Below are 26,710 nucleotides of genomic sequence, written 5' to 3'. Positions count from 1 at the left end.
CGGTGTCCGGCGTCAGGGGCGAAGGTAGGTTCTGACCCATGTCCGACGTTCCGCCCCGACGCCAGAGGCTCGCGGCGTACGCCGTGCTCCGGCGCGGGTCGGGGTCCGACGGCGACGTGCTGCTCGCGCGGATCGCCACCCACATCCACGCCGACCTGTGGACGCTGCCCGGCGGCGGCGTCGACCACGGGGAGGACCCACGGGTCGCCGCGGCCCGCGAGGTGCACGAGGAGAGCGGGCTCCGCGTCGCGGTCGGCCCGGTCCTCGACGTGCACTCGCGCCACTTCACCGGGGCCCGCCCCGACGGTCGGGTGGAGGACTTCCACGGCGTCGGGCTGATCTTCGCGGCGTCGGTGCTCCCCGAGTCCGAGGGCGTGGAGCCACACGTCGTCGAGGTCGACGGCACCACCCGTGAGATCGCCTGGGTGCCGCTCGGTCGGGCCCGCCGGCTCCCGCTCTCCAGCACCGCCCAGCACGCGCTCGCCCTGATCGACACCCGCGAGGAGCACCCATGAACGAGACCGTCTTCACCTACGCCGCCCCGGCGCTGAAGTTCGGCGCCGGCGCGTCCGACGAGATCGGCCACGACCTCAGCACCTACGACGCGCGTCGCGTCCTCGTCGTCACCGACCCCGGGGTGGCGGCGACCGGGCACCCGCAGCGCATCGCCGACCAGATCGCGGCGTACGGCATGGAGGTGCGGGTCTTCGACCGCGCCCACGTGGAGCCCACCGACGTCAGCCTCGACGAGGCCGTCGCCTGGGCCCGGGCCGAGGGTCCCTGGGACGCGTTCGTCGCCGTCGGGGGAGGGTCGGCGATCGACACCGCCAAGGCGGTCAACCTGCTGACCAGCAACGAGGGCGAGCTGATGGACTACATCAACGCCCCCGTGGGCCGCGCCCGCACCCCCGAGAAGGCGCTCAAGCCGCTGGTCGCCGTGCCCACGACGACCGGCACCGGCAGCGAGAGCACGACCATCTGCGTGCTCGACGTGCTGTCGCTGCACGTGAAGACGGGCATCAGCCACCCGCGGCTGCGTCCCACGCTGGCCGTGGTCGACCCGCGCCTGACGATGACCCAGCCCGCCGGGGTCACGGCGGCCGCGGGAATGGACATCCTCTGCCACGCCCTGGAGTCGTGGACGGCCCGGCCGTTCTCGTCGTACGAGCGCAAGCGGCCGGAGCAGCGGGTGCCCTACTGCGGGGCCAACCCGGTGGCGGACCTGTGGGCGGAGCGCTCGCTCGGCCTGCTGGCCGGGTCCTTCCGGCGCGCGGTCGCCGACGGCGACGACGCCGAGGCGCGCGAGCAGATGGCACTCGCCGCGACGTTCGCGGGGCTCGGCTTCGGCAACGCCGGCGTCCACATCCCGCACGCCAACGCCTACCCGATCGCCGGGCGAGTCAAGGACTTCCACCCGGTCGGCTACCCCGACGTGGAGCCCATGGTGCCGCACGGGATGGCGGTCGCCCTGACCGCGCCCGAGGCCTTCCGGTTCACGTTCGACGCCTCCCCGGAGCGCCACCTCCGCGCCGCCGAGCTCCTCGGCCGCGGCGAGGTGCACGGGGACGGCCCGGACGCGCTGGCCGACGTGATCAGCACGCTGATGCGCGACGTCGACCTGCCCAACGGCCTCGCCGCCGTGGGGTACGACGCCTCCGACGTCGGCGACCTCGTGGAGGGGACCGTGAAGCAGCAGCGGCTGCTGGCGACCGCTCCGAAGGAGGCCTCCGAGGAGGACCTCGCCGGCATCCTGACCCGGTCCCTCGAGCTGTGGTGAGCACCGCCGCGACCTCCGTGGACCCCGTCGGCGGCCCGACCCCGACCGACCGCACCGACGAGGTGCTCGCCGAGCTGGCCCGTCGGGGCGTCGCCGACGTCTCCGCCTCGGCCCTGTCGCGCTCGCTCTACTCCTCCGACGCCTCGATCTACCGCGTCGAGCCGCTCGTCGTGGTCCGGCCCCGCCACCGCGACGAGCTCGCCGCCGTCCTCGACGTCGTCACGACGACCGGGGTGCCGCTGACGATGCGCGGCGCCGGCACCTCCATCGCCGGCAACGCGGTCGGGCCCGGCATCGTCGTCGACGTCTCGCGCCACCTGAACCGGGTCGTGTCGATCGACGCCGACGCCCGCTCGGCCGTGGTGGAGGCCGGCACGGTGCACGCGACGCTCCAGCGGGCCGCGGCGGCGGTGGGCCTGCGCTTCGGCCCGGACCCCTCGACCCACACCCGCTGCACCGTCGGCGGGATGGTCGGCAACAACGCCTGCGGCTCTCGTGCCCTCGGCTACGGCCGCACGGCCGACAACGTCCTGGCCCTCGACGCCCTCACCGTCGACGGCCGGCCGGCGGGGGAGCGGGCCGGTGACCTCGCAGCGCTGGCCGACGCGCACCTCGGCACCATCCGACCACGCTTCGGGCGCTTCACCCGTCAGGTGTCGGGCTACTCGCTGGAGCACCTGCTGCCCGAGAACGGCCGCTCGCTGGACCGCTTCCTGGTCGGCTCCGAGGGCACGCTGGCGGTGGTCACCGAGGCCACGGTCCGCCTCGTCGAGGACGCTCCCGTGCGGGTGCTCGCCGTGCTGGGCTACCCGAGCATGGCCGACGCGGCCGACGCCGTACCAGCGCTGCTGGCGCACGGCCCCGTCGCCTGCGAGGGCATCGACGAGCGCATCACCCGGCTGGTGCCGACCGCACCGCCGCTGCCGCGGGGCCGCGGGTGGCTCTTCGTGGAGCTGACCGGCGACACCCTCGCCGAGGCGACAGCGCGGGCCGGGGCGGTCGTCGCCGACGCCGGCGCGCTGGAGCACCGTGTGGTCACCGACGTGGTCGAGCAGCTCGCGCTGTGGCGCATCCGCGAGGACGGCGCCGGGCTGGCGTCGCGCGCCACCGATCCGCCCGGGCAGGCCGGGTGGGAGGACTCCGCCGTGCCGCCGGAGCGGCTGGGGGCCTACCTGCGCGACTTCGACGCGCTCCTCGACCAGCACGGCTTCCACGGCGCGCCCTACGGCCACTTCGGCGACGGGTGCGTCCACATCCGCATCGACTTCGCGCTCTCGACCACCGAGGGCCGGGCCGGCTACCGGGCCTTCGTCGAGGACGCGGCTCGCCTGGCGGCGTCGTACGGCGGGAGCCTGTCGGGCGAGCACGGCGACGGCCGGGCCCGCTCCGAGCTGCTGCCCCTGATGTACGACGAGCCGGCGCTCGCGCTGTTCGCCGAGGTCAAGCGGCTGATGGACCCGCGCGGCCTGCTCAACCCCGGGGTGCTGGTCGACCCAGCCCCCCTCGACACCGACGTGCGGCTCGCCGCGGTCGCCGGCGCGCGTCCGACCCCCGCCCTCACGCTGCTGCACGACCACGGCGACCTCTCCCGGGCGGTCCACCGCTGCACCGGCGTCGGCAAGTGCCTGGCCGACAACACCGGCAGCAAGGGCGTGATGTGCCCGTCCTTCCAGGCGACCCGCGACGAGAAGGACTCGACCCGTGGGCGGGCGCGCGTGCTCCAGGACGCGGTCACCGGACGGCTCCCCGGGGGGATGGCGCACCCCGCGGTGGAGGAGGCGCTCGACCTCTGCCTGGCCTGCAAGGGCTGCGCCCACGACTGCCCGACCGGGGTCGACATGGCGACCTACAAGGTGGCCGCGCTGCACGAGAAGTACGCCGGCCGCCGTCGACCGCTCACCCACTACACGCTGGGTCGCCTGCCGCAGCTGCTGGCCAAGGTGCCGCCGTCGCTGGCCAACCTGGGGCTGAAGGGCACACCGAGGCTGGCCGCCCGGATGTCGGGCGTCGACACCCGCCGCTCGCTGCCGGTGCTCGCGCGTCGGCCCTTGAGCCGTCGCGCGCCGCGACCGGTGCCGACCTCGCCCGACGTCGTGGTCTGGGCCGACACGTTCACCAACCGCTTCACCCCTCAGGTGGCCGACGCCGCCGTCCGGGTGCTCGAGGCGGCGGGGCAGCAGGTGCAGCTGCACGCCCAGGGCGACGAGTGCTGCGGGCTGACCCTCATCAGCACCGGTCAGCTCGACGCCGCCCGCCGCTCGCTCCGTGCCCTCGTCGACCGGCTCCGCCCGCACCTGGACGCCGGGGTGCCCGTGGTGGTGCTGGAGCCGTCGTGCCTGGCCGTGCTGCGCCACGACGCCGGCGAGCTGCTGGGGGAGCCGCTCGCGGGCGTGGTCACGCTGGCCGAGCACCTCGCCGGGCTCGGCTGGACCCCACCGTCGCTGGACGGCGTCGAGGTCGTGGCCCAGCCCCACTGCCACCACGCCTCGGTGCTCGACTGGTCGACCGACGCTGCCCTGCTGACAAGGGCCGGGGCCACGCTGACCCGGGTGGGCGGCTGCTGCGGGCTGGCCGGCAACTTCGGCATGGAGAAGGGCCACTACGAGGTCTCGGTCGCGGTGTTCGAGCACGACCTCGGCCCCGCCGTCGAGGCGGCCGGCCCGGACGCCGTGGTGCTGACCGACGGGTTCTCCTGCCGCACCCAGCTGGCCGACCTGACCGCCGTACGCTCGATGCACCTGGCCGAGCTCCTCGCCTCCCGCCTCTGAGACGCAGAGCCTGAGAACACGCCTGCATACCATGGGAAACCGGCGTCGGACGGGCGGCGGGAGGGCGTGTGGCAGGCGTTTTGACCCTCCTCGGGGCAGCCGGTAGTCTTGACAACCGTGCCTGGCCGAGCCAGGTCATGACGCGTGCTCACCAGCCGAGTCGCGTGCTGCTTCGCGCAGCAGTCCTCATGAGAGCCACCGCAGCGGATCGTCGCCGCGGACCCGGCCGGGCGACACGCCCGACCGCGGGGGTGCTCGCACGAGGAGCACGACCGAGCACAGCCAGCACGACGCAGAACGAGCATGACCAGCAGGACTCAGCAGGACAATGACCTGATCGCATAGAGGAAAGAGATCGACGCGGTGCCCACAATCCAGCAGCTGGTCCGCAAGGGCCGCCAGGACAAGGTGTCGAAGAACAAGACGCCCGCTCTGAAGGGTTCGCCCCAACGGCGCGGCGTGTGCACGCGCGTCTACACGACCACGCCGAAGAAGCCGAACTCCGCCCTCCGCAAGGTCGCCCGTGTGCGCCTGTCGAGCGGTGTGGAGGTCACGGCCTACATCCCCGGTGTCGGTCACAACCTCCAGGAGCACTCCATCGTGCTCGTCCGCGGCGGCCGGGTGAAGGACCTCCCCGGTGTCCGGTACAAGATCATCCGCGGTTCGCTCGACACCCAGGGTGTCAAGAACCGCAAGCAGGCTCGCAGCCGTTACGGCGCGAAGAAGGAGAAGAGCTGATGCCGCGCAAGGGTCCCGCCCCGAAGCGTCCGATCGACGTCGACCCGGTCTACGGCAGCCCCGTCGTGACCCAGCTGGTCAACAAGATCCTGGTCGACGGCAAGAAGCAGACTGCCCAGCGCATCGTCTACCGCGCGATGGAGGGCTGCCGCGAGAAGACCGGCACCGACCCCGTCGTCACGCTCAAGCGTGCGCTGGACAACGTCAAGCCGGCCCTCGAGGTCAAGAGCCGCCGTGTCGGTGGTGCGACCTACCAGGTCCCGATCGAGGTCAAGGGCACCCGCGGCATGACGCTCGCGTTGCGCTGGCTGGTCTCCTACTCGCAGGACCGTCGCGAGAAGACCATGGCCGAGCGCCTCATGAACGAGATCCTCGACGCGTCCAACGGCCTCGGTGCCGCGGTGAAGCGTCGCGAGGACACGCACAAGATGGCCGAGTCCAACCGGGCCTTCGCTCACTACCGCTGGTGAGCCCGCGGCACCGGGTCGCACCGGGCGCGAGGGCAGCGATCCTGCCCACGAGCGCGCCACGACCCGGTACGCCGCCCCGGCGCGACCGCGCCCGCACGTAACCACACACCGACTCTGAGTAGGGATATCCCAGGTGGCAGTCGACATCACGACCGACCTCAACAAGGTCCGCAACATCGGCATCATGGCGCACATCGACGCCGGCAAGACCACCACCACCGAGCGCATCCTCTTCTACACCGGCATCACCTACAAGATCGGTGAGGTCCACGAGGGCGCGGCCACGATGGACTGGATGGAGCAGGAGCAGGAGCGCGGCATCACGATCACGTCGGCCGCGACGACCTGCTGGTGGAAGAACCACCAGATCAACATCATCGACACCCCCGGGCACGTCGACTTCACCGCCGAGGTCGAGCGCTCGCTGCGCGTCCTCGACGGCGCCGTCGCGGTGTTCGACGGTGTCGCCGGCGTCGAGCCCCAGACCATGACGGTGTGGCGCCAGGCCAACAAGTACTCCGTGCCCCGCATGTGCTTCGTCAACAAGCTGGACCGCACGGGTGCCGACTTCTTCCGCTGCGTCGACATGATGGTCGAGCGCCTCAACTCCACCCCGCTGGTCATGCAGCTGCCGATCGGTGCGGAGCAGGACTTCCTCGGTGTCGTCGACCTGGTCGGCATGCGCGCGCTGACCTGGCGCGGCGAGACCAAGATGGGCGAGGACTACGAGGTCGAGGAGATCCCCGCGGACATGGCCGAGCAGGCCGCCGAGTACCGCGAGAAGTTCCTCGAGACCTTGGCCGAGGCCGACGACGCCGTCATGGAGAAGTACCTCGAGGGCGAGGACTTCACCGTCGAGGAGCTCGAGGCCGCGGTCCGCCGCGCCACCCTGGCCGACAAGGTCAACCCCGTCCTGTGCGGCACCGCCTTCAAGAACAAGGGCGTGCAGCCCCTGCTCGACGCGGTCGTGAAGTACCTCCCCTCGCCGCTCGACATCGAGGGCATCGTGGGCCACGACCCGAAGGACGAGGAGAAGGAGATGATCCGCCGTCCCAACGACGACGAGCCCTTCTCCGGTCTCGCCTACAAGATCGCCTCGGACCCGCACCTCGGCAAGCTGATCTACGTCCGGGTCTACTCGGGCAAGCTCGAGGCCGGCTCGACCGTGGTCAACTCGGTCAACGGCCGCAAGGAGCGGATCGGCAAGGTCTACCAGATGCACGCCAACAAGCGTGAGGAGATCGCGTCGGTCGGCGCCGGCCAGATCGTCGCCGTCATGGGTCTGAAGGACACCAAGACCGGTCACACGCTGTGCGACCCGCAGAACCAGGTCGTCCTCGAGTCGATGACGTTCCCGGCCCCGGTGATCGAGGTCGCGATCGAGCCCAAGACGAAGAGCGACCAGGAGAAGCTGGGCATGGCGATCCAGCGCCTGTCCGACGAGGACCCGACCTTCACGGTGAAGACCGACGAGGAGACCGGTCAGACGATCATCGCCGGCATGGGCGAGCTCCACCTCGAGATCCTGGTCGACCGCATGCGTCGCGAGTTCCGCGTCGAGGCCACCGTCGGCAAGCCGCAGGTCGCCTACCGCGAGACCGTGCGCAAGAAGGTCGCGAACCACAGCTACACCCACAAGAAGCAGACCGGTGGGTCAGGCCAGTTCGCCAAGGTGATCATCTCGCTCGAGCCGAGCCTCGACCCCGAGACCGGCGCCGGCGCGGGCTACGAGTTCGTCAACAACGTCTCCGGTGGCCGCGTCCCGCGCGAGTACATCCCCTCGGTGGACCAGGGCGGCCAGGAGGCCATGGAGTTCGGCGTGCTCGCCGGCTACCCGATGGTGGACGTCAAGTACACCCTCGAGGACGGCGGCTACCACGACGTGGACTCCTCGGAGCTCGCGTTCAAGATCGCCAGCATCGCCGCCTTCAAGGAGGCGGCCCGCATGGCCAAGCCGGTCCTGCTGGAGCCGATGTTCGCGGTCGAGGTCACCACCCCGGAGTCGTTCCTCGGCACCGTCATCGGTGACATCAACTCCCGCCGCGGGCAGATCCAGGCCCAGGAGGAGCGTCACGGCGACATGGTGGTCAACGCCCTCGTGCCGCTGTCGGAGATGTTCGGGTACGTTGGTGACCTGAGGTCCAAGACCTCCGGCCAGGCTTCGTACTCGATGGAGTTCGACTCGTACGCCGAGGTTCCGAACAACGTCGCCGACGAGATCATCAAGAAGGTCCGCGGCGAGTAACGTCCGGACCCCGCCTCATCCGCGTCACCCGCACGACCATCACGTTCCAGAGACATCGCACCACGAGTCAAGTAACAACAACAGGAGGAGCCCACCGTGGCCAAGGCTAAGTTCGAGCGGACTAAGCCGCACGTCAACATCGGCACCATCGGTCACATCGACCACGGTAAGACGACGCTGACAGCTGCTATCACCAAGGTCCTGCACGACAAGCACCCGGACCTGAACCCCTTCACGCCTTTCGACCAGATCGACAAGGCACCGGAGGAGCGTCAGCGCGGCATCACGATCTCGATCGCGCACGTCGAGTACCAGACCGAGACGCGCCACTACGCGCACGTCGACTGCCCCGGTCACGCCGACTACATCAAGAACATGATCACCGGCGCGGCGCAGATGGACGGTGCGATCCTCGTGGTCGCCGCCACCGACGGCCCGATGCCGCAGACCAAGGAGCACGTGCTCCTGGCCCGTCAGGTCGGCGTCCCGGCGATCGTGGTCGCGCTGAACAAGTGCGACATGGTCGACGACGAGGAGCTCATCGAGCTCGTCGAGATGGAGGTCCGTGAGCTCCTGTCCGACTACGAGTTCCCCGGCGACGACATCCCGGTCGTCAAGGTGGCCGCTTTCCCGGCGCTGAACGGCGACGAGAAGTGGAGCGAGAGCATCGCGGAGCTCATGCAGGCTGTGGACGACTACATCCCCCAGCCCGAGCGTGACATCGACAAGCCGTTCCTGATGCCCGTCGAGGACGTCTTCACGATCACCGGTCGTGGCACCGTCATCACCGGTCGTATCGAGCGCGGCATCGTCAAGGTGAACGAGGAGGTCGAGATCATCGGCATCCGCGAGAAGTCGCAGAAGTCGACCGTCACCGGCGTCGAGATGTTCCGCAAGCTGCTCGACGAGGGCCAGGCGGGCGAGAACGTCGGCCTCCTGCTCCGTGGCACCAAGCGCGAGGACGTCGAGCGCGGCATGGTCGTCATCAAGCCGGGCACCACGACCCCGCACACCAACTTCGAGGCGAGCGTCTACATCCTCTCGAAGGAGGAGGGTGGCCGTCACACGCCGTTCTTCAACAACTACCGTCCGCAGTTCTACTTCCGCACCACGGACGTGACGGGCGTCGTGACCCTCCCCGAGGGCACCGAGATGGTCATGCCCGGTGACAACACCGAGATGGCCGTCGAGCTCATCCAGCCCATCGCGATGGAGGACGGCCTCCGCTTCGCGATCCGCGAGGGTGGCCGCACCGTCGGCGCCGGCCGGGTCACCAAGATCACCAAGTGATCTCGACGGGCTCGATCCACCGGACCTGAGCCCGCTCGCCAGAGCAGTCGGAACCGCCCCGGACCAGCAGGTCCGGGGCGGTTCCGCCGTTTTCGTGCCCGACCCGGGCACCGGCTACCCTGCCTCGGTGACCGCTCGCTCCGTCCCGTCGTACGCCGAGGTCCTCCGGCGCGAGCGGTTGTCCCCCCACCTGGTCCGCCTGGTCCTGGGCGGCGACGACCTCGCGGGCTTCGCCTCCACCGGCATGCCCGACGAGTGGGTCGGCCTGGTCGTGCCGGGCCAGTTCCAGAGCCGCTACTACACCGTGCGCTCGTGGGACGGCGAGGAGCTGGTCCTCGACGTGGTGCTGCACCCCGAGGGGCTCGTGACCGAGTGGGCACGGCGCGACGTGGTGGGGGAGCGGGTGACCGTGCTGCCGCCCAAGGGCAGCTTCGCGCTGCCCGACGACGCCCGCTGGGTGCGGCTGGTGGGCGACCTGACCGCGATGCCGGCCATGGCCCGCATCAGCGAGACGCTGGCTGAGCGGGTGGGCGGGGGACTGGACCTCCACCTGCACGCCGAGGTGCCCGACGAGCTCCCCGGCTACCTGCCGCAGGGCACGGCGGTGACCTGGGTCGCCGGCCACGGGTCCGGCCTGGCCGACGTGGTGACGGCGACGACCTGGCCCGAGGGCCCCGGCTACTTCTGGATGGCGGGCGAGTCGGCCCAGATGCGGGCCATCCGCAAGCACCTCTCGCGCGAGCTGCGCTGGCCGTCGACGGCGTACGACGTCATGGGCTACTGGCGAGCGGTCGCGCGCCGGCAGCCACGGGCGGTGGACCCGGGGCCGATCTGGCGGGAGGGCAAGGCCGCCGGGCGGAGCGACGCGGAGATCTGGGCCGCCTACGACGCGGCCCAGGAGGCCCAGGACGCCGAGGACGGACCCGCGTGAGCGACCCGGCCCGCCCGGGCGCCGGCGTCACCGAGGACGGCCGGCCCCTGCAGGTCGTCACCTCCTACGCGCGGCGCGGCAGCCGGCTCAACGGCCCGCAGCAGAAGGCCTGGGACGCCGCCGCCGACCGGTGGGTGCTCCCCACCGACGCGGTCGCCCACGAGACCTGGAACCAGCGTCGCTGGTTCGGCCGGGAGGCGCCGCTGGTCGTCGAGGTGGGCTCGGGCGACGGCGAGTCGGTCGCCGCCCTCGCCGCCACCCGCCCGGAGCAGGACGTCCTGGCGGTCGAGGTCTGGCGTCCGGGGGTCGCCGGCACGCTGCGCCGGCTGCTCGCCGCCGACGTGCCGAACGTCCGCCTGGTCATGCTCGACGCCACCTGGCTGCTCGAGCACCGGCTGCCGCCGGGCTCGCTGGCGGAGGTGTGGACCTTCTTCCCCGACCCCTGGCCCAAGAAGCGCCACCACAAGCGCCGCCTGGTGGGCCCCCGGTTCGCGGGCGTCGTCGCCTCGCGCCTGCGCGCCGGAGGGCTGTGGCGGCTGGCGACCGACTGGCCGGACTACGCCGACCACGCCGAGCAGACGCTGGCGACGGTGCCCGAGCTGGTCGGGGGGCGCACCGAGCGGTGGGCCGAGCGGCCCGTGACCCGCTTCGAGCGGCGCGGGCTGGACGCCGGTCGGCCCCCGGTGGACCTGACCTACCGCCGGGTCTGATCAGGGACGACGGCCGGTCGGCTCAACGCCACACCTCGACCGACAGCCCGGCGGCGTCGAGCGCCTCCTCGACCCGGGCGCGCTCGCGGTCCAGCTCGCTGCCGGGAGGCAGCACCCCGACGAGGGTCGGCACGCCCAGCACGTCGCAGGCCTCCACCAGCACCGCGTCGTAGGCCCGTCGGTAGCCCTCGACCTTGGCGAACCGGGCCCCCTCCGCGGGGCAGCGGAAGCGCCGGGCCAGGCGCCGTACGTCGGCGGCGACCACCTCGAGCGGGCGGCCGGTCGGCTCGGGCGCCGGGGACCGCAGCCCGAGGCGCAGCAGCAGGCGGTCCGCGCGGCGCAGCGTGCGGGGGAACCAGATGCGCTCGGTCCCGCGCAGCACGACGGTCCACGCCGCCGCGGCCGTCCCGAAGACCAGGACGGCGGAGATGAGCTCGCCCATGACGTGACGCTAGGACGCCGGCCCCGACCCGGCAAGCGGTTTGCGCCGGATCGTTGCGGATCCGTGCCGGTCCGTGCCGGCTGGACCGGACAGGCGTCACGCGGTCACGCGGTCACGCGGTCACGCGGTCAGCGGTCGAGCAGCGCCTCCACGGCCCCGGCGAAGACCTCGGTGTGCCGGTCGACGTCGGCGACGGTGTGGGCCGGCGAGAACAGCGCCATGTTGTGGAACGGGGTGAGCAGCACGCCGCGGTTGAGGGCCCACAGGTGCATGAGCTCCTCCAGCTCGTCGTCGACGGCGGCGGCCGCGTCGGCACCGGTGCGCGGAGGCGGGCAGAACCAGTACTCCGCCCGGCAGCCGAGCCGCTGGACGTGCCAGGGCAGCCCGGCCTCCTCGATCACGCCCGCGACCCCGGCGGCGAAACGCTCCGCCAGCGGCACCGCGACCGCGAAGTCCTCCTCGCGCAGGGCGTGCGACAGCGTGGCCCGGGTGGCGGCCAGCGCCAGGGCGCTGCCGGTGAGGGTGCCGCCGACCCCGCCGACGTCGGCCTCGTGGCCGCGCAGGTAGGGATCCACGCGGGCGCCGACGTCCGCGCTCATGCCGTACGCCGCCACCGGGACGCCGCCGCCGATGGGCTTGCCCACGACCAGCAGGTCCGGGTCCAGGCCCCAGGCCCGGGTCGCCCCTCCGGGGCCGGCGCAGAGGGTGTGGGTCTCGTCCATCACCAGCAGGACGCCGTGGCGCCGGGTGACCTCGCGGACGGCGTCGAGGTAGCCCTCGTCCGGCAGCACGATGCCGATGTTGGTCAGGGCCGGCTCCATCAGCAGGCAGGCCACGTCTCCGTGCGCCAGCGCGGCGTCCAGCGCGGCGACGTCGTTGAAGGGCACCACCCGGGTGGTGAGGGCGACGTCCACCTGCGGGCCCATCGCTCCCGGACGCGCCACGACCCGGTCGCCGTCGAGCACGGCCAGGGTCTCGTCGACGGTGCCGTGGTAGCACCAGTCCATGACTGCGACCTTGGGCCGGCCGGTGATCATGCGCGCGAAGCGCAGGACGAAGCGGTTGGCGTCGGTGGCGGTCATCGCGAGCTGCCACAGGGGCAGGCCGAAGCGGCGGGTCAGCTCCTCGCCGACCCAGGCGGCGTCCTCGCTGGGCAGCATGGTGGTCAGACCGCGGCGGGCCTGGGCGGTGAGTGCCTCGGCCACGGCAGGCAGCGTGTGCCCCGTCATCGCCCCGGTGTCGCCCAGGCACAGGTCGACGTAGGTGTGACCGTCGACGTCGACGAAGCCGGCGCCCTCGGCGGACTCCACGAAGACCGGGAAGGCGCCGGGCCACCGGGTCATCCACGGCATCGGCACGCCGGCCAGCAGGCTGCCGGCGGCCCGGTCGGCCAGCTCGCGCGAGCGAGGATGGTCGCGCACGAAGCGCTCCTGCTCCGAGCGCAGGAGGGAGGTCAACCGGTCTCGATCGGGCGCCGTGGGCATGTCGTCACCGTAGTGGCCGCGCTGGACCCGGGCGATAGCGTGACCGGGTGACCTCTCGACCGCCCACGGGGCTCCCTGACGCGCAGACCTTCCTCTGGGGCACGGCCACGGCCTCCTACCAGGTGGAGGGGGCGACCACCGCCGACGGACGGGGGCCGTCGATCTGGGACACCTTCGCCGCGCTGCCGGGCACCGTCCGTGACGGCAAGGACGGCTCGGTGGCGTGCGACTCCTACCACCGGCTCGACGAGGACCTCGCGCTGCTCGATCGCCTCGGGGTGGACGCCTACCGGTTCTCCGTCGCCTGGCCGCGCGTCGTGCCGCAGGGCGTCGGGAACGTCGAGGGCCGCGGCCTGGACTACTACGACCGGGTCGTGGACGGCCTCCTGGAGCGCGGGATCACCCCGATGGTCACCCTGTACCACTGGGACCTCCCGCAGGCCCTGGAGAGTCGCGGCGGCTGGCTCAACCGCGACACCGCCGAGGCCTTCGCCGACTACGCGATGGTGGTCACCGAGCGCCTCGCGGACCGGGTCGGGCTGTGGGCCACCCACAACGAGCCCTGGTGCGCGGCCCTGCTCGGCTACGCCGCCGGCGTGCACGCCCCGGGACGCACCGAGGGCACTCGGGCGCTGGTCGCGGCGCACCACCTCAACCTGGGGCACGCCCTGGCCGCGCACCGGATGCGCGAGGCCGGGGCCGGCGACGTCGGCATCGTCCACAACCTCAACACCGTGTGGCCCGAGCGACCGGAGGCGGCCGACGTCGCCGACGGCGTCGACGCCATCCGCAATCGAGTCTGGATCGACCCCCTGGTCGACGGTGCGTACGACGAGCGGCTGCGGGCGATCGCGCCCGAGCTGGCGGACCCCGACGTGGTGCGTGAGGGCGACCTCGACCTGATCCGGGGATCGGCGGACTGGATCGGGGTCAACTACTACACCCCCGACCGGCCCGACGTGCTGGACGAGGGCGAGGTCGACGCCGGCGCGGCGGCGGCGTACCCCGGGGTCGAGGGTCTCACCTTCCGCCCGCGCGGTCCGCTGACCGACATCGGCTGGGAGACCGACGACCGCGCGCTGACCGAGCTGCTCGTGGCCACCCACGAGCGGACGGGCCTGCCGCTGCTGGTGACCGAGAACGGCGCGGCCTGCGTCGACGCGGTGGCCGACGACTGCCGGGTCGACGACCAGGACCGCATCACCTACCTGCGCGACCACCTGGCCGCGCTCGAGCGGGCGCGCGAGCAGGGAGCGGACGTCCGGGGCTACGTGTGCTGGACGCTGCTGGACAACTTCGAGTGGGCCGAGGGCTACACGAAGACGTTCGGGCTCGTCCACATCGACCCCGAGACCCAGGACCGCACCCCGAAGGCGTCCTTCGACTTCTACGCCGACCACGTCGCGCGCCACCGCTGACCGCGGGCACGACCCCGGACGCAGGACGGCCCGCCACCCGAGGGGTGGCGGGCCGTCGTGCGTGCGGCTCGCGCTAGCCCTTCACGCTGCCGGCGAGGAGACCTCGCACGAAGAAGCGTTGCAGGCTGAGGAACACGATGAGCGGCACGATCAGCGAGACGAAGGCGCCGGCCGACAGCAGGTGCCAGTCCGCCCCCCGCGAGCCGGACAGCTCGGCCAGCCGCACGGTCAGCGGCGAGACGTCCAGGTTGCCGCCACCGAACACCAGGGCCACGAGCAGGTCGTTCCAGACCCAGAGGAACTGGAAGATGCCGAAGGCGGCGATGGCCGGTGTCATCAGCGGCAGCATGATCTTCGTGAACACCTGGGCGTGCCCGGCGCCGTCGACGAACGCCGCCTCGATCAGCTCGCCCGGGATCTCCTTCATGAAGTTGTGCAGGAGGTAGATCGCGAGCGGGAGCGCGAAGATCGCGTGCGAGAGCCAGATCGTGTAGAAGCCGCCGCCGAAGGCGTCCGGCCCCGCGAGCGACGGGATCGACCCGTCCTCCAGCCCCAGCGCCCCGCCCGGGTTCACGTAGAGGGTGAGCAGCGGGATCATCGTGACCTGGATCGGCACGATCTGCATGGCGAAGACAGCCACGAACAGGCCGTCGCGGAAGGGGAACTTCATCCATGCGAAGGCGTACGCCGCCAGCACCGCGATGCTGATCGGGATGACGACCGCCGGGATCGTGATCACGATCGTGTTGACGAAGTACGTTGCCAGGTTGGTGTCGCCACCGTTGAGCACGGCGTCGTAGTTCGACATCGTGAACTCGGGGTCGGTGAACCACGTCCACCAGCCGCTGCCCTTGACCGAGGACTCCGGCCGGAAGGAGCTGATGAAGAGCCCCAGGGTGGGGATCGTCCAGAGGATCGCGATGACGATGGCGAACAACGACGCCCACGGGGACGACAGCTTCTGCTTCGCGGCCGCGGCCCGGGAGGGCTTCTCAGCGGTCTCGGCGCCGACGTCGATGCTCGGAGGGGTGCTGGTGCTCATCGGGCCTCCACCTTTCGCAGCTGGCGCACGTTGTAGATGACGATCGGCATCACGAGGATGAACAGCAACGTGGCCAGAGCGGCCCCGAGCCCGTTGTTGAACGAGCGGAAGCTCTGCACGTAGAACTCGTAGGCCACCACGCTGGTGTCGAACTGACCACCGGTCGCGGTCCGGACGATGTCGAAGACCTTCAGGGTGGTGATCGAGATCGTGGTCAGCACCACGATCAGCGAGGGACGGATGCTCGGCACGGTGATGTAGCGGAACATCTTCAGCCCGCTGACGCCGTCGAGGCGAGCGGCCTCGAGCATGTCGTCGGGGATGGCCTTGATGGCGGCCGACAGGATCGTCATCGCGAAGCCTGCCTGCACCCAGATCAGGATGACGACCAGGAACACGGTGTTCCACGGTGGCTCGAGCAGGAACCGGTAGGTGTCCATGCCGAGGGTCTTGAGGATCTGGTTGAGCAGGCCGATCTGGGTCTGCTCGGCCGCGCGGTAGTCGTAGACGAAGCGCCAGATGACCGAGGCGCCGACCAGCGAGATCGCCATCGGCAGGAAGATCAGCGCCTTGGCGAACTTCTCGAAGCGGGAGCGGTCGATGAGGATCGCGTAGATCAGACCGATGAAGGTCGCCGCGATCGGGGTCAGGATGACCCACACCGCCGTGTTGCGCAGCACCAGGATCTGGTCGTCGCTGGTGAAGACGGTCTTGTAGTTCTCCAGGCCCACGAAGTTGATCGAGGCGGTGTCCTGGAAGGACTGGATGATGGTCCTGATCGCGGGGTAGAGCAGGCCGAGCGCGATCATGAGCACGGCCGGCAGCACGAAGGCGAGCGACTGGAAGAGCTCCCCGCGCCTGCTCTGCGTCTTCGAGGTCAGGACGAGCAGAGCGGTCATCACGCCGATGAACAGGGCGATGACGATGGCGAGCTGGATGAATTTCTCAGGAGTTGTCATGGGGGCCTCCTCCGGGGCTCCGGGCGACGCACACGTGGACGGGTCGTGCAGAGGTGCAGGTGGGGGCCTCCGGAGCGGAGGCCCCCACCTGTGGTCGTCAGGAGGACGGCCAGGAGTCCTCGATCTTGTCGAGGGTGTCCTGGGTGCTCTGACCCGTGATCCAGGCCGTGCTCTCGGACCAGAACGAGCCCGCTCCGACTGCGCCCGGCATCTGGTCGGAACCGTCGAAGCGGAAGACCGCCTCGGGGTCCTGCAGGATCTCGCCGGACAGCTGGTCGACCGGCGAGGCCAGGTTCTTCACATCCAGACCGGTGTTGGCGCTGACCCAGCCGCCGCCGGTGGTGGCGATGGCTTTCTCGTTGGCCCAGACGTCGCTCGAGAGGTAGGTCTGGAACGCCTGGGTGACCGGCTCGTCGTTGAACGCCGCGACGAACTCGCCACCACCGAGGACGGGCTGGCCGAACTCCTCGTTGGTGGTCGGCAGGTAGAAGGCGAAGGCGTCACCGTTCTCGGAGACGTCCGTGCCCTCGGGCCAGTTGGCCGCGTAGAAGCTGGCCTGGCGGTGCAGGGCGCAGTCGCCGTCGAGGATCGGCAGTCCGCCGTCGGTGAACTCCGTGGTCGCGATGGACTTCACGTCGCCGATGCCGCCGTTGACGTACTCCTCGTTCTTGAGGATGCCGCCGACCCGGTCCAGCGACTCCACGACCTGCGGGTCGTTGAAGGGGATCTCGTGGTTGACCCACTGGTCGTAGGCGTCGGGGCCGGCGTCGCGCAGGACGGCGTCCTCGAGCCAGTCGGTGACGACCCAGCCGGTGGCGTCACCGGAGCCGATGCCGGCGCACCAGGGCTTGATGCCGGTGCCGGCGATCTCGTCGGAGAGCGCGAGCATGTCGTCCCAGGTCTCCGGGATCTCCCAGCCGTTCTCCTTGAACATCTTCGGGGAGTACCAGACGAACGACTTCACGTTGGCGCCCAGGGGAGCGGCGTAGAACGTGTCGTCGACCGTGCCGTAGACCTTCCAGTCCTCGCCGAAGAACTCGTCGACGTTGTCCTCGACGGGCTGCGGGGCCGCGACGACCTTCCCGGTGTCGGTCACCAGCGTCTTGAGGAGTCCGGGCTGCGGGACGAACGCGACGTCCGGCGGGTTGCCCGAGCGCACGCGCACCACGAGCTGGGCCTCGAACTCCTTGGAGCCCTCGTAGGCGACGTCCGCGCCCGTGCACTCCTTGAACGTCTTGTACGTCTCCTTGTGCGAGGCGTCCTCGGGAGCGACGATCGAGGTGTAGACGCTGACCTCCTCGCCGGTCAGGTCACCGAACTGGGTGAGCTGCTCGCAGTCGGGGTTGCCCTCGCCGGGGGAGGTGCCGCCCGCGGACTGCGCCTCACCCCCGCCTTCGCTGCTGCCGCCGCCGCAAGCCGCGAGGCCCACGCCGGTCAGGACCAGCACTGCCGCCGACGCAATGCCGCGGCGAGCTTGAGGTGTTCTCATGCCTTGCCTTTCATCGTGAAGTGGGTCAGCGAGCGGGCGCACACGTCGGCCACTCGTTGCAGATGATGCAAGTGGGGTAGGGGGCCACTCGTCAAGGACCCGGCGTAACGATGATGTAACGCAGGTCACATGCTGAGACGAAGTCGCCCGCATGTCCACATCGCCGCAGGTCGGACTGGAAGTTCGGGCGATTGGGGAGCCGGGCGCGGAGGCCGCTCAGGGCCCAGATCCGGGCGGATTTGCCCTGTCCCCACGCCTCTGTCAAGATAGTCAGGTTGCTCCGGCGGGGTCGCCGGGGTGCGAGCACATTGACTGGTGAATCGGTGTTTCTGAGCGCTGAGCCTTCGTCGTGCCCGCGCCGCACCGTGAGACCCCTGCTCATCCCGACGTCGAGTCGGGTGCCAACGCCCATGACTCCCGCAACAACAGGTCGGTCTCCGTGTGTGCCTCGAAGGCGCGACACGCCCGACCGCGGGGGTCGGCGGAGGGGGGGCGCTCCACGACGAGGAAGAAGGATGGCTGATGGCGGGACAGAAGATCCGCATCAGGCTCAAGGCCTATGACCACGAGGTGATCGACACCTCGGCGCGGAAGATCGTCGACACGGTGACCCGGACGGGCGCGAAGGTGGCCGGCCCCGTGCCGCTCCCCACGGAGAAGAACGTCTTCTGCGTCATCCGCTCCCCCCACAAGTACAAGGACAGCCGCGAGCACTTCGAGATGCGCACGCACAAGCGGCTGATCGACATCATCGACCCCACGCCGAAGACCGTCGACTCGCTCATGCGTCTCGACCTCCCGGCCGGTGTCGACATCGAGATCAAGCTCTGAGGATCGCGATATGACTATGGAACGAAACGTCAAGGGTCTGGTGGGCACCAAGCTCGGCATGACCCAGACCTGGGACGACAGCAACCGCGTCGTCCCGGTCACCGTCGTCGCGGCCGGCACCAACGTCGTGACGCAGGTGCGCGGTCCCGAGAAGGACGGCTACAACGCCGTGCAGATCGGCTTCGGCGAGATCGACGGGCGCAAGGTCAACAAGCCGCGCGCCGGTCACTTCTCCGCCGCCGGTGTCACGCCGCGCCGCCACCTGATCGAGATCCGCACCGCGGACGCCGCGTCGTACACCGTGGGCCAGGAGCTCGCGGCCGACACCTTCGCCGCCGGCGACGTCCTCGACGTCACCGGGACGAGCAAGGGCAAGGGCTTCGCCGGTGTCATGAAGCGTCACGGCTTCGCCGGTGTCTCGGCCTCGCACGGTGCTCACCGCAACCACCGCAAGCCCGGTTCCATCGGTGCCTGCGCCACCCCCGGCCGGGTCTTCAAGGGCCTGCGCATGGCGGGTCGCATGGGTGGCGAGACCGTCACGACGCAGAACGTCGTCGTCCACGCCGTCGATGCCGAGAAGGGCCTCGTGCTGCTCAAGGGTGCCGTCCCCGGCCCCAAGGGCGGCGTGATCGTCCTGCGCTCGGCGACCAAGAAGGGTGGTGCCCAGTGACCGCGAACCTCGTGAAGGTCGACCTGCCGGCCGAGATCTTCGACGTCCAGGTCAACATCCCCCTGATCCACCAGGTCGTCGTGGCCCAGCAGGCCGCGGCCCGTCAGGGCACGCACGCGACCAAGACCCGCGGCGAGGTCCGCGGCGGTGGTCGCAAGCCCCACAAGCAGAAGGGCACCGGCCGCGCCCGCCAGGGCTCGGTCCGCGCTCCCCAGTTCGCCGGTGGTGGCGTCGTCCACGGCCCGCAGCCGCGCGACTACAGCCAGCGCACGCCCAAGAAGATGAAGGCCGCCGCCCTGCGCGGTGCCCTGTCCGACCGGGCGCGCTCGGGTCGTGTGCACGTCGTCGACGGCCTGATCGACGGTGACAAGCCCTCGACGCGTACGGCGCTGGCGTCCCTGACCGGACTGGTCGAGAAGCGTCGCGCGCTGGTCGTGCTCGAGCGGGGCGACAACCTCACCTGGCTGTCGCTGCGCAACGAGTCCGGCGTGCACCTGATCGCCGTCGACCAGCTCAACACCTACGACGTCCTCGTCGCCGACGACGTGGTCTTCACCCAGGGCGCCTACGAGGCGTTCGTGGCGGGCCCGTCGACCGGCAAGTCGGTCAAGGCCGTCGCTACCTCCGAGGAGGCCCAGCAGTGAGCACCTTCCACAAGGACCACCGCGACGTGCTCATCGCGCCGGTCGTCAGCGAGAAGAGCTACGGCCTGCTCGACGTCAACAAGTACACCTTCGTGGTGCACCCGGACGCGAACAAGACCGAGATCAAGATCGCGGTCGAGAAGATCTTCAACGTGAAGGTCACCTCGGTGAACACGCTCAACCGGTCGGGCAAGACGCGGCGCACCCGCAACGGCCTGGGCAAGCGTGCCGACACCAAGCGGGCGATCGTCAGCCTCGCCGAGGGTCAGCGCATCGACATCTTCGGAGGACCGGTCTCCTGACCGGCCCCGAGAATCGTTAACGAGGACACAGACTCATGGCTATCCGCAAGTACAAGCCGACCACCCCGGGCCGTCGTGGCTCGTCGGTCGCCGACTTCGTCGAGGTCACCAGGACCACGCCGGAGAAGTCGCTGACCCGTCCGCTGCCCAAGAAGGGCGGCCGCAACAACCAGGGACGCATCACCACGCGTCACCAGGGTGGCGGCCACAAGCGGGCCTACCGCGTCATCGACTTCCGTCGTTACGACAAGGACGGCGTGCCGGCCAAGGTCGCTCACATCGAGTACGACCCGAACCGCACCGCGCGCATCGCGCTGCTGCACTTCGCCGACGGCGAGAAGCGCTACATCATCGCCCCGCGCGACCTCGTGCAGGGCATGACGGTGGAGGCCGGCGTCCGCGCCGACATCAAGCCGGGCAACAACCTGCCGCTGCGCAACATCCCCGTGGGCACGACCATCCACTGCGTGGAGCTCCGCCCCGGCGGTGGCGCCAAGATCGCCCGTTCGGCCGGCATCTCGGCCCAGCTGGTCGCCCGTGAGGGCAGCCGCGCGACGCTGCGCATGCCCTCGGGCGAGATGCGCTTCGTCGACGTCCGCTGCCGCGCGACGATCGGCGAGGTCGGCAACGCCGAGCAGTCGAACATCAACTGGGGCAAGGCCGGCCGCATGCGCTGGAAGGGCAAGCGCCCGACCGTCCGCGGTGTCGTCATGAACCCGGTCGACCACCCCCACGGTGGTGGAGAGGGCAAGACCTCGGGTGGACGTCACCCGGTGTCCCCCTGGGGCCAGCCGGAGGGCCGCACGCGCAAGCGCAAGGCCTCCGACGCCCAGATCATCCGCCGCCGCAAGTCCGGCAAGCGTCGATAAGGACTGAAGACACATGCCTCGCAGCCTGAAGAAGGGTCCCTTCGTGGACGGCCACCTCATGAAGAAGGTGGAGAACCAGAACGAGAAGGGCACGCACAACGTCATCAAGACGTGGTCGCGGCGCTCGATGATCGTGCCCGAGATGATCGGCCACACCATCGCGGTGCACGACGGCCGCAAGCACGTCCCGGTCTTCGTGAGCGACTCGATGGTCGGTCACAAGCTGGGCGAGTTCGCCCCGACCCGCACCTACCGCGGGCACGTCAAGGACGACCGGAAGAGCCGTCGCCGCTGATCGCGGGGACGAGACGGAGACGAGAGACATGAGCACTATGGAGCGCAAGCAGGTGAGCGCGCGCCGCGAGAGCCTGCTGGGTGACGAGCCCGGTGCCTTCGCGAGCGCACGTTTCGTGCGGATCACGCCCCTGAAGGCCCGTCGCGTGGTCGACCTGGTCCGTGGGATGGGCGTCGAGGACGCGCTGAACACCCTCCAGTTCGCCCCGCAGGCCGCTGCCGAGACCGTCTACAAGGTCCTGGCGAGCGCGGTCTCCAACGCGGAGACGACCGAGGGCCTGGACGCGAGCACGCTCGTGGTCAGCAAGGCGATGGTCGACGAGGGCCCGACGATGAAGCGCTGGCGCGCACGCGCCCAGGGCCGGGCGTCGCGCATCAACAAGCGGACCAGCCACATCACGCTGGTGGTCACGCCGCGCGTCGTCGCGCAGACCACGACCACGAACAAGAAGGGACGGAAGGCCTGATGGGTCAGAAGATCAACCCCAACGGGTTCCGCCTCGGCATCTCCACCGACCACCGCAGCCGCTGGTACGCCGACAAGCTCTACAAGAGCTACGTCGGCGAGGACGTGGCCATCCGCAAGCTGCTCAGCAAGGGCATGGAGCGGGCCGGCATCTCCAAGGTCGAGATCGAGCGCACCCGTGACCGTGTGCGGGTGGACATCCACACCGCGCGTCCGGGCATCGTCATCGGTCGCCGTGGCGCCGAGGCCGACCGCATCCGTGGCGAGCTCGAGAAGCTCACCGGCAAGCAGGTGCAGCTGAACATCCTCGAGGTCAAGAACCCCGAGGTCGACGCCCAGCTCGTCGCCCAGGGTGTCGCCGAGCAGCTCGCCGGCCGTGTCGCGTTCCGTCGCGCCATGCGCAAGGCGATGCAGACCTCGATGCGCTCGGGCGCCAAGGGTGTCCGCATCCAGTGCTCCGGCCGTCTCGGTGGCGCGGAGATGTCGCGCTCGGAGTTCTACCGCGAGGGTCGCGTCCCGCTGCACACGCTGCGCGCCGACATCGACTACGGCTTCTACGAGGCCAAGACGACCTTCGGCCGCATCGGCGTGAAGGTCTGGATCTACAAGGGCGAGGTCGCCGGGACCCGCGCCGAGCGTGAGGCCCAAGCGGCCGCGCGCGCCGGTGCTCCGGGTCGCGGGCGTCCCAGCCGGGGCGGCGAGCGTCCCAGCCGCGGCACCCGCGCCGAGCGCCCCACGCGCTCGGCCCGCTCCGACGCGCCCGCCGAGTCCGCTCCCGAGACGGCCACCGCTGCGGCTCCGGCCGGCGCGGAGTCGTCCACCGCGAGCCCGAGCACCGGGGAGGCCTGAGCCATGTTGATGCCCCGCAGGGTCAAGCACCGCAAGCAGCACCACCCGAACCGCCGAGGTGCGGCGAAGGGCGGCACCACGCTGTCCTTCGGCGACTTCGGCATCCAGGCGGTCGAGGGTCACTACGTGACCAACCGACAGATCGAGTCGGCCCGTATCGCCATGACCCGCCACATCAAGCGCGGCGGAAAGGTCTGGATCAACATCTACCCGGACCGCCCGCTGACCAAGAAGCCCGCCGAGACCCGCATGGGTTCCGGCAAGGGCTCGCCCGAGTGGTGGATCGCGAACGTCAAGCCCGGTCGCGTCATGTTCGAGCTGGCCGGCGTCGAGGAGGACGTCGCCCGTGAGGCGATGCGCCGCGCGATGCACAAGCTCCCCATGAAGTGCCGCTTCGTCACCCGTGAGGCAGGTGAGTTCTGATGGCTAGCCAGGTGAGCAAGGCCCACGAGCTCGACGAGATGACCAACGCTGATCTCGAGACCAAGCTGCGCGAGGCCAAGGAGGAGCTGTTCAACCTCCGCTTCCAGTCGGCCACCGGCCAGCTGGACAGCCACGGCCGGCTCCGGTCGGTCAAGCGCGACATCGCCCGCATCTACACCGTGGTGCGTGAGCGGGAGCTCGGGATCCGTCAGAACCCGAACCAGGACGGTGACTCATGAGTCAGGACAGCAACGTGACCGCAACGAACGAGGAGCGGGCGCCCCGCAAGGTGCGCCAGGGCCTGGTCGTCAGCGACAAGATGGACAAGACCGTGGTCGTCCTCGTCGAGGACCGCGTCAAGCACGCGCTCTACGGCAAGGTCCTGCGGCGCACCAGCAAGCTGAAGGCGCACGACGAGACCAACGAGTGTGGCGTCGGCGACCGGGTCCAGATCATGGAGACCCGTCCGCTGTCCGCCACCAAGCGCTGGCGCGTCGTCGGTGTGCTGGAGAAGGCCAAGTAACCACGCCGGGCCCCGCAGGGGCCCGACAGACCAGAGTTCCACCAGGCTCGCTCTTCACGGAGCCGAGAACCAGTGAGACCAGGAGAAGACAGTGATTCAGCAGGAGTCGCGGCTGAAGGTCGCCGACAACACCGGTGCGAAGGAGATCCTCTGCATCCGGGTGCTCGGTGGGTCAGGCCGTCGGTACGCCGGGATCGGTGACACCATCGTCGCCACCGTCAAGGACGCCATCCCGGGCGGAAACGTCAAGAAGGGCGACGTCGTCAAGGCGGTCATCGTCCGCACCGTCAAGGAGCGGCGCCGTCCCGACGGTTCCTACATCCGCTTCGACGAGAACGCTGCGGTGATCCTCAAGAACGACGGCGAGCCGCGCGGAACGCGCATCTTCGGCCCCGTCGGGCGCGAGCTGCGCGACAAGCGCTTCATGAAGATCATCTCGCTCGCCCCGGAGGTGCTGTGAGCATGGCCAACGCGAAGAAGAAGACCGTGAACATCAAGAAGGGCGACACCGTCAAGGTGATCGCCGGAGCCGACAAGGGCAAGCAGGGCAAGGTCATCTCCGTGCTGCGTGAGGCCGACCGTGTGATCGTCGAGGGCGTCAACCTCGTCAAGCGTCACACCAAGGCGATCCAGCAGGGCGGCCGCGCCGGCAACACCGGGGGCATCATCACGCAGGAGGCCGCCGTGCACGTCTCCAACGTGATGCTCGTCGAGAAGGACGGCACCACGCGTGTCGGCTTCAAGCGGGTGTCCTCGGAGAAGCGTCGCCCCGACGGCTCGACGTACACCGCTGAGCGCAGCGTCCGCGTCTCGCGCTCCACCGGCGAGGAGATCTGATGACCGCCACCGACAACGAGACGACCACCGTGCCGCCGCGCCTCAAGGCGCGGTACCGCGAGGAGATCCTCCCCGCGCTGCACGAGCAGTTCGGCTACGCCAACGTCATGCAGGTGCCCGGCCTGACCAAGATCGTGGTCAACATGGGCGTCGGCGAGGCGGCCCGCGACTCGAAGCTGATCGACGGTGCGGTCGCCGACCTCACCGCGATCACCGGCCAGAAGCCGCAGGTCACCAAGGCCCGCAAGTCGATCGCGCAGTTCAAGCTGCGCGAGGGCATGCCGATCGGTGCGCACGTCACGCTGCGCGGCGACCGCATGTGGGAGTTCCTGGACCGCCTGCTCACGCTGGCGCTGCCCCGCATCCGTGACTTCCGTGGTCTGTCGGACCGTCAGTTCGACGGCCGTGGCAACTACACCTTCGGTCTCACCGAGCAGGTCATGTTCCACGAGATCAACCAGGACAGGATCGACCGCTCCCGCGGCATGGACATCACGGTCGTGACCACCGCGACCAGCGACGACGAGGGACGCGCGCTGCTCAAGCAGCTCGGCTTCCCCTTCAAGGAGAACTGACAGCGATGGCCAAGACAGCACTCAAGGTCAAGGCGGCTCGCAAGCCGAAGTTCGCCGTCCGGGGCTACACGCGCTGCCAGCGCTGCGGTCGCCCCAAGGCCGTCTACCGCAAGTTCGGCCTCTGCCGGATCTGCCTGCGGGAGATGGCGCACCGCGGCGAGCTGCCCGGTGTCACCAAGAGCTCCTGGTGACCCACCCCCGTTCCACCTCCATCACTCGAGAGAACGTTGAAGGTCGGCTCCTGACGGAGTCGAAACCACGACGAGAAAGGGCCTCACGGCCATGACGATGACTGACCCGATCGCAGACATGCTGACCCGTCTGCGCAATGCCAACCAGGCGTACCACGACGCCGTGGTGATGCCGCACAGCAAGCTCAAGGTGGGGGTCGCCGAGATCCTCAAGCAGGAGGGCTACATCACCTCCTACTCCGTCGAGGACGCGCCCGAGGGCGCCGTGGGCAAGACGCTCACGGTCACGCTGAAGTACGGCCAGAACCGCGAGCGTTCGATCGCCGGCCTGCGCCGCATCAGCAAGCCCGGCCTGCGTGTCTACGCCAAGTCCACCGGCCTCCCGAAGGTCCTCGGCGGGCTCGGCGTCGCCATCATCTCCACCAGCCAGGGTCTCCTGACCGACCGCAAGGCCAACCAGAAGGGCGTGGGCGGAGAAGTCCTCGCCTACGTCTGGTGATCCGGGCCGGACGAGAGACGTAGAGGAGACACACAGCATGTCGCGCATTGGCAAGCTCCCCATCCCGGTCCCGTCGGGCGTCGAGGTCACCCTCGACAGCAGCGTGGTGACGGTCAAGGGCCCCAAGGGCACCCTGAGCCACACCGTCGCCGAGCCCATCACGGTCGACCGCAACGACGACGGCGAGATCGCCGTGGTCCGTCCCAACGACGAGCGTCAGTCGCGCTCGCTGCACGGGCTGACCCGGACCCTCATCGCCAACATGGTCACCGGCGTGACCCAGGGCTACGAGAAGAAGCTCGAGATCGTGGGCGTGGGTTACCGCGTCCTGTCCAAGGGGCCGACCCAGCTGGAGTTCCAGCTCGGCTACTCGCACCCCATCATCTTCGACGCCCCCGAGGGCATCACCTTCGGCGTCGAGGGCCCCACCAAGCTCTCGGTCGCCGGCATCGACAAGCAGCTCGTCGGTGAGGTGGCCGCGAACATCCGCAAGCTGCGGAAGCCCGAGCCGTACAAGGGCAAGGGTGTCCGCTACGCGGGCGAGGTCGTCCGCCGCAAGGTCGGAAAGGCTGGTAAGTAACCATGGCCATCGCACTCAAGCAGGGCAAGCACACCGCCGGGCGCACCGCGTCGCGGCTGCGTCGCCAGGTCCGTGGTCGCAAGCGCATCACCGGCTCGACCGAGCGTCCCCGCCTCGTCGTCACCCGCTCCGCGCGCCACATCGGTGCGCAGGTCGTCGACGACTCGGTCGGCAAGACCCTGGCCTCGGCCAGCACCATGGAGGCGGACCTGCGGGCCGCCACCGGTGACAAGACCGAGAAGGCCAAGCGCGTCGGCGAGCTCCTCGCCGAGCGGGCCAAGGCGGCCGGTGTCGAGGGCGTGGTCTTCGACCGCGCCGGCAACAAGTACCACGGTCGCGTCGCGGCCCTCGCGGACGGCGCCCGCGAGGGCGGGCTCGCGTTCTGATCGCGCAC

Annotated in this window: 33 protein-coding genes; 28 read left to right on the top strand and 5 right to left on the bottom strand. The window is 70.1% G+C overall.

What is annotated here, in order from left to right:
* Positions 1-38: 38 nt before the first annotated feature.
* From G7072_RS15540 to trmB, 9 genes are all read left to right on the top strand, one after another.
* Complete coding sequence (locus tag G7072_RS15540; RefSeq protein ID WP_166087928.1) at positions 39-515, top strand: NUDIX domain-containing protein; 477 nt, start codon at positions 39-41, stop codon at positions 513-515.
* Positions 512-1,777, top strand: coding sequence for a hydroxyacid-oxoacid transhydrogenase (locus G7072_RS15535; protein WP_166087925.1), 1,266 nt, complete (start codon positions 512-514; stop codon positions 1,775-1,777). The genes G7072_RS15540 and G7072_RS15535 overlap by 4 nt, the downstream gene beginning before the upstream one ends.
* A complete protein-coding gene (locus tag G7072_RS15530; protein ID WP_240916984.1) occupies positions 1,774-4,545 on the top strand; it encodes an FAD-binding and (Fe-S)-binding domain-containing protein in 2,772 nt (923 codons plus the stop codon). Before G7072_RS15535 ends, G7072_RS15530 begins: the two co-directional genes overlap by 4 nt.
* 363 nt (positions 4,546-4,908) lie before the next feature.
* Positions 4,909-5,283 carry a 30S ribosomal protein S12 gene (gene rpsL / locus G7072_RS15525; RefSeq protein ID WP_056681807.1) on the top strand — a complete coding sequence of 125 codons (375 nt, stop codon included), beginning with the start codon at positions 4,909-4,911 and terminating at the stop codon, positions 5,281-5,283.
* Positions 5,283-5,753: a 30S ribosomal protein S7 gene (gene rpsG / locus G7072_RS15520; protein WP_166087923.1), complete on the top strand. Its 471-nt coding sequence runs from the start codon at positions 5,283-5,285 to the stop codon at positions 5,751-5,753. Before rpsL ends, rpsG begins: the two co-directional genes overlap by 1 nt.
* 133 nt (positions 5,754-5,886) lie before the next feature.
* Complete coding sequence (gene fusA, locus G7072_RS15515) at positions 5,887-7,998, top strand: elongation factor G (protein WP_166087921.1); 2,112 nt, start codon at positions 5,887-5,889, stop codon at positions 7,996-7,998.
* 96 nt (positions 7,999-8,094) lie between these two features.
* On the top strand, positions 8,095-9,288 hold the full coding sequence (gene tuf, locus G7072_RS15510) for an elongation factor Tu (protein ID WP_166087919.1): 1,194 nt from the start codon (positions 8,095-8,097) through the stop codon (positions 9,286-9,288).
* A gap of 127 nt (positions 9,289-9,415) precedes the next feature.
* Positions 9,416-10,219, top strand: a complete 804-nt coding sequence (locus tag G7072_RS15505) for a siderophore-interacting protein (RefSeq protein ID WP_240916983.1) — start codon at positions 9,416-9,418, stop codon at positions 10,217-10,219.
* Positions 10,216-10,929 (top strand): tRNA (guanosine(46)-N7)-methyltransferase TrmB, encoded by a 714-nt coding sequence (gene trmB, locus G7072_RS15500; protein ID WP_166087917.1) that lies wholly within the window; start codon positions 10,216-10,218, stop codon positions 10,927-10,929. The genes G7072_RS15505 and trmB overlap by 4 nt, the downstream gene beginning before the upstream one ends.
* 22 nt (positions 10,930-10,951) lie before the next feature.
* On the opposite strand, the gene G7072_RS15495 is transcribed toward trmB, so the two are convergent.
* Both G7072_RS15495 and G7072_RS15490 read right to left on the bottom strand, forming a co-directional pair.
* Entirely contained in the window at positions 10,952-11,371 is a 420-nt protein-coding gene (locus G7072_RS15495; RefSeq protein ID WP_166087915.1) for a hypothetical protein, read from the bottom strand.
* A 128-nt stretch (positions 11,372-11,499) separates the two neighbouring features.
* A complete protein-coding gene (locus G7072_RS15490) occupies positions 11,500-12,855 on the bottom strand; it encodes a transaminase (protein WP_166087913.1) in 1,356 nt (451 codons plus the stop codon).
* Between the two features lie 47 nt (positions 12,856-12,902).
* Here G7072_RS15490 and G7072_RS15485 point away from each other — a divergent pair, with 47 nt between their 5' ends.
* On the top strand, positions 12,903-14,273 hold the full coding sequence (locus tag G7072_RS15485) for a GH1 family beta-glucosidase (RefSeq protein WP_166087911.1): 1,371 nt from the start codon (positions 12,903-12,905) through the stop codon (positions 14,271-14,273).
* A 73-nt stretch (positions 14,274-14,346) separates the two neighbouring features.
* On the opposite strand, the gene G7072_RS15480 is transcribed toward G7072_RS15485, so the two are convergent.
* The 3 genes from G7072_RS15480 to G7072_RS15470 form a co-directional block, all read right to left on the bottom strand.
* Positions 14,347-15,315, bottom strand: a complete 969-nt coding sequence (locus tag G7072_RS15480; protein WP_166087909.1) for a carbohydrate ABC transporter permease — start codon at positions 15,313-15,315, stop codon at positions 14,347-14,349.
* Positions 15,312-16,274, bottom strand: a complete 963-nt coding sequence (locus tag G7072_RS15475; RefSeq protein ID WP_166087907.1) for a sugar ABC transporter permease — start codon at positions 16,272-16,274, stop codon at positions 15,312-15,314. Before G7072_RS15475 ends, G7072_RS15480 begins: the two co-directional genes overlap by 4 nt.
* Before the next feature lie 97 nt (positions 16,275-16,371).
* The gene (locus tag G7072_RS15470; RefSeq protein ID WP_240916982.1) at positions 16,372-17,721 is read right to left on the bottom strand and encodes an ABC transporter substrate-binding protein; all 1,350 of its coding nucleotides are present in this window, start codon (positions 17,719-17,721) and stop codon (positions 16,372-16,374) included.
* Between the two features lie 564 nt (positions 17,722-18,285).
* Here G7072_RS15470 and rpsJ point away from each other — a divergent pair.
* The 18 genes from rpsJ (at position 18,286) to rplR (ending at position 26,702) form a co-directional block, all read left to right on the top strand.
* The gene (gene rpsJ, locus G7072_RS15465) at positions 18,286-18,594 is read left to right on the top strand and encodes a 30S ribosomal protein S10 (protein WP_007078637.1); all 309 of its coding nucleotides are present in this window, start codon (positions 18,286-18,288) and stop codon (positions 18,592-18,594) included.
* Positions 18,595-18,604: 10 nt separating this feature from the next.
* Positions 18,605-19,264, top strand: coding sequence for a 50S ribosomal protein L3 (rplC, locus tag G7072_RS15460; protein WP_166087903.1), 660 nt, complete (start codon positions 18,605-18,607; stop codon positions 19,262-19,264).
* A complete protein-coding gene (gene rplD / locus G7072_RS15455) occupies positions 19,261-19,908 on the top strand; it encodes a 50S ribosomal protein L4 (protein ID WP_166087901.1) in 648 nt (215 codons plus the stop codon). The genes rplC and rplD overlap by 4 nt, the downstream gene beginning before the upstream one ends.
* A complete protein-coding gene (rplW, locus tag G7072_RS15450; RefSeq protein WP_166087899.1) occupies positions 19,905-20,210 on the top strand; it encodes a 50S ribosomal protein L23 in 306 nt (101 codons plus the stop codon). The genes rplD and rplW overlap by 4 nt, the downstream gene beginning before the upstream one ends.
* A 35-nt stretch (positions 20,211-20,245) precedes the next feature.
* Positions 20,246-21,079, top strand: coding sequence for a 50S ribosomal protein L2 (rplB, locus tag G7072_RS15445; protein WP_166087897.1), 834 nt, complete (start codon positions 20,246-20,248; stop codon positions 21,077-21,079).
* 13 nt (positions 21,080-21,092) lie between these two features.
* Positions 21,093-21,374: a 30S ribosomal protein S19 gene (rpsS, locus tag G7072_RS15440; protein ID WP_166087895.1), complete on the top strand. Its 282-nt coding sequence runs from the start codon at positions 21,093-21,095 to the stop codon at positions 21,372-21,374.
* 28 nt (positions 21,375-21,402) lie between these two features.
* Positions 21,403-21,840 carry a 50S ribosomal protein L22 gene (rplV, locus tag G7072_RS15435; protein ID WP_166087892.1) on the top strand — a complete coding sequence of 146 codons (438 nt, stop codon included), beginning with the start codon at positions 21,403-21,405 and terminating at the stop codon, positions 21,838-21,840.
* Positions 21,840-22,688 (top strand): 30S ribosomal protein S3, encoded by an 849-nt coding sequence (rpsC, locus tag G7072_RS15430; RefSeq protein ID WP_166087889.1) that lies wholly within the window; start codon positions 21,840-21,842, stop codon positions 22,686-22,688. Before rplV ends, rpsC begins: the two co-directional genes overlap by 1 nt.
* A gap of 3 nt (positions 22,689-22,691) precedes the next feature.
* Entirely contained in the window at positions 22,692-23,111 is a 420-nt protein-coding gene (gene rplP, locus G7072_RS15425) for a 50S ribosomal protein L16 (protein ID WP_166087887.1), read from the top strand.
* Positions 23,111-23,350, top strand: coding sequence for a 50S ribosomal protein L29 (gene rpmC, locus G7072_RS15420; RefSeq protein ID WP_166087884.1), 240 nt, complete (start codon positions 23,111-23,113; stop codon positions 23,348-23,350). Before rplP ends, rpmC begins: the two co-directional genes overlap by 1 nt.
* The gene (gene rpsQ, locus G7072_RS15415) at positions 23,347-23,634 is read left to right on the top strand and encodes a 30S ribosomal protein S17 (RefSeq protein ID WP_166087882.1); all 288 of its coding nucleotides are present in this window, start codon (positions 23,347-23,349) and stop codon (positions 23,632-23,634) included. The genes rpmC and rpsQ overlap by 4 nt, the downstream gene beginning before the upstream one ends.
* Before the next feature lie 91 nt (positions 23,635-23,725).
* Entirely contained in the window at positions 23,726-24,094 is a 369-nt protein-coding gene (rplN, locus tag G7072_RS15410; RefSeq protein ID WP_166087879.1) for a 50S ribosomal protein L14, read from the top strand.
* Between the two features lie 2 nt (positions 24,095-24,096).
* A complete protein-coding gene (gene rplX, locus G7072_RS15405) occupies positions 24,097-24,471 on the top strand; it encodes a 50S ribosomal protein L24 (RefSeq protein WP_240916981.1) in 375 nt (124 codons plus the stop codon).
* A complete protein-coding gene (rplE, locus tag G7072_RS15400) occupies positions 24,471-25,046 on the top strand; it encodes a 50S ribosomal protein L5 (RefSeq protein ID WP_166087877.1) in 576 nt (191 codons plus the stop codon). Before rplX ends, rplE begins: the two co-directional genes overlap by 1 nt.
* Before the next feature lie 5 nt (positions 25,047-25,051).
* Positions 25,052-25,237 carry a type Z 30S ribosomal protein S14 gene (locus G7072_RS15395; protein ID WP_011757321.1) on the top strand — a complete coding sequence of 62 codons (186 nt, stop codon included), beginning with the start codon at positions 25,052-25,054 and terminating at the stop codon, positions 25,235-25,237.
* A 91-nt stretch (positions 25,238-25,328) separates the two neighbouring features.
* Positions 25,329-25,736: a 30S ribosomal protein S8 gene (rpsH, locus tag G7072_RS15390; protein WP_166087875.1), complete on the top strand. Its 408-nt coding sequence runs from the start codon at positions 25,329-25,331 to the stop codon at positions 25,734-25,736.
* A 37-nt stretch (positions 25,737-25,773) separates the two neighbouring features.
* Positions 25,774-26,316, top strand: a complete 543-nt coding sequence (rplF, locus tag G7072_RS15385; protein ID WP_166087873.1) for a 50S ribosomal protein L6 — start codon at positions 25,774-25,776, stop codon at positions 26,314-26,316.
* Positions 26,317-26,318: 2 nt separating this feature from the next.
* The gene (gene rplR / locus G7072_RS15380) at positions 26,319-26,702 is read left to right on the top strand and encodes a 50S ribosomal protein L18 (protein ID WP_166087871.1); all 384 of its coding nucleotides are present in this window, start codon (positions 26,319-26,321) and stop codon (positions 26,700-26,702) included.
* Positions 26,703-26,710 lie beyond the last annotated feature (8 nt).

It is taken from the genome of Nocardioides sp. HDW12B (assembly GCF_011299595.1).
In the GTDB taxonomy this organism is placed as follows: Bacteria; Actinomycetota; Actinomycetes; order Propionibacteriales; family Nocardioidaceae; genus Marmoricola_A.
Note: the sequence above shows the minus strand (reverse complement) of the source record. Positions and strands in the feature narration are given on the sequence as shown.

Coding starts and splice junctions, on each gene's coding strand:
- rpsC (WP_166087889.1), top strand. CDS start 21,840: ATGGGTCAGAAGATCAACCCCAACGGGTTCCGCCTCGGCATCTCCACC.
- rplB (WP_166087897.1), top strand. CDS start 20,246: ATGGCTATCCGCAAGTACAAGCCGACCACCCCGGGCCGTCGTGGCTCG.
- G7072_RS15395 (WP_011757321.1), top strand. CDS start 25,052: ATGGCCAAGACAGCACTCAAGGTCAAGGCGGCTCGCAAGCCGAAGTTC.
- G7072_RS15490 (WP_166087913.1), bottom strand. CDS start 12,855: ATGCCCACGGCGCCCGATCGAGACCGGTTGACCTCCCTCCTGCGCTCG.
- rpsS (WP_166087895.1), top strand. CDS start 21,093: ATGCCTCGCAGCCTGAAGAAGGGTCCCTTCGTGGACGGCCACCTCATG.
- rpsJ (WP_007078637.1), top strand. CDS start 18,286: ATGGCGGGACAGAAGATCCGCATCAGGCTCAAGGCCTATGACCACGAG.
- G7072_RS15495 (WP_166087915.1), bottom strand. CDS start 11,371: ATGGGCGAGCTCATCTCCGCCGTCCTGGTCTTCGGGACGGCCGCGGCG.
- rpsQ (WP_166087882.1), top strand. CDS start 23,347: ATGAGTCAGGACAGCAACGTGACCGCAACGAACGAGGAGCGGGCGCCC.
- G7072_RS15535 (WP_166087925.1), top strand. CDS start 512: ATGAACGAGACCGTCTTCACCTACGCCGCCCCGGCGCTGAAGTTCGGC.
- rplV (WP_166087892.1), top strand. CDS start 21,403: ATGAGCACTATGGAGCGCAAGCAGGTGAGCGCGCGCCGCGAGAGCCTG.
- rplF (WP_166087873.1), top strand. CDS start 25,774: ATGTCGCGCATTGGCAAGCTCCCCATCCCGGTCCCGTCGGGCGTCGAG.
- rplE (WP_166087877.1), top strand. CDS start 24,471: ATGACCGCCACCGACAACGAGACGACCACCGTGCCGCCGCGCCTCAAG.
- rplR (WP_166087871.1), top strand. CDS start 26,319: ATGGCCATCGCACTCAAGCAGGGCAAGCACACCGCCGGGCGCACCGCG.
- G7072_RS15475 (WP_166087907.1), bottom strand. CDS start 16,274: ATGACAACTCCTGAGAAATTCATCCAGCTCGCCATCGTCATCGCCCTG.
- rpsG (WP_166087923.1), top strand. CDS start 5,283: ATGCCGCGCAAGGGTCCCGCCCCGAAGCGTCCGATCGACGTCGACCCG.
- rplC (WP_166087903.1), top strand. CDS start 18,605: ATGACTATGGAACGAAACGTCAAGGGTCTGGTGGGCACCAAGCTCGGC.
- rpsH (WP_166087875.1), top strand. CDS start 25,329: ATGACGATGACTGACCCGATCGCAGACATGCTGACCCGTCTGCGCAAT.
- rpmC (WP_166087884.1), top strand. CDS start 23,111: ATGGCTAGCCAGGTGAGCAAGGCCCACGAGCTCGACGAGATGACCAAC.
- G7072_RS15480 (WP_166087909.1), bottom strand. CDS start 15,315: ATGAGCACCAGCACCCCTCCGAGCATCGACGTCGGCGCCGAGACCGCT.
- rplP (WP_166087887.1), top strand. CDS start 22,692: ATGTTGATGCCCCGCAGGGTCAAGCACCGCAAGCAGCACCACCCGAAC.
- G7072_RS15540 (WP_166087928.1), top strand. CDS start 39: ATGTCCGACGTTCCGCCCCGACGCCAGAGGCTCGCGGCGTACGCCGTG.
- rplX (WP_240916981.1), top strand. CDS start 24,097: ATGGCCAACGCGAAGAAGAAGACCGTGAACATCAAGAAGGGCGACACC.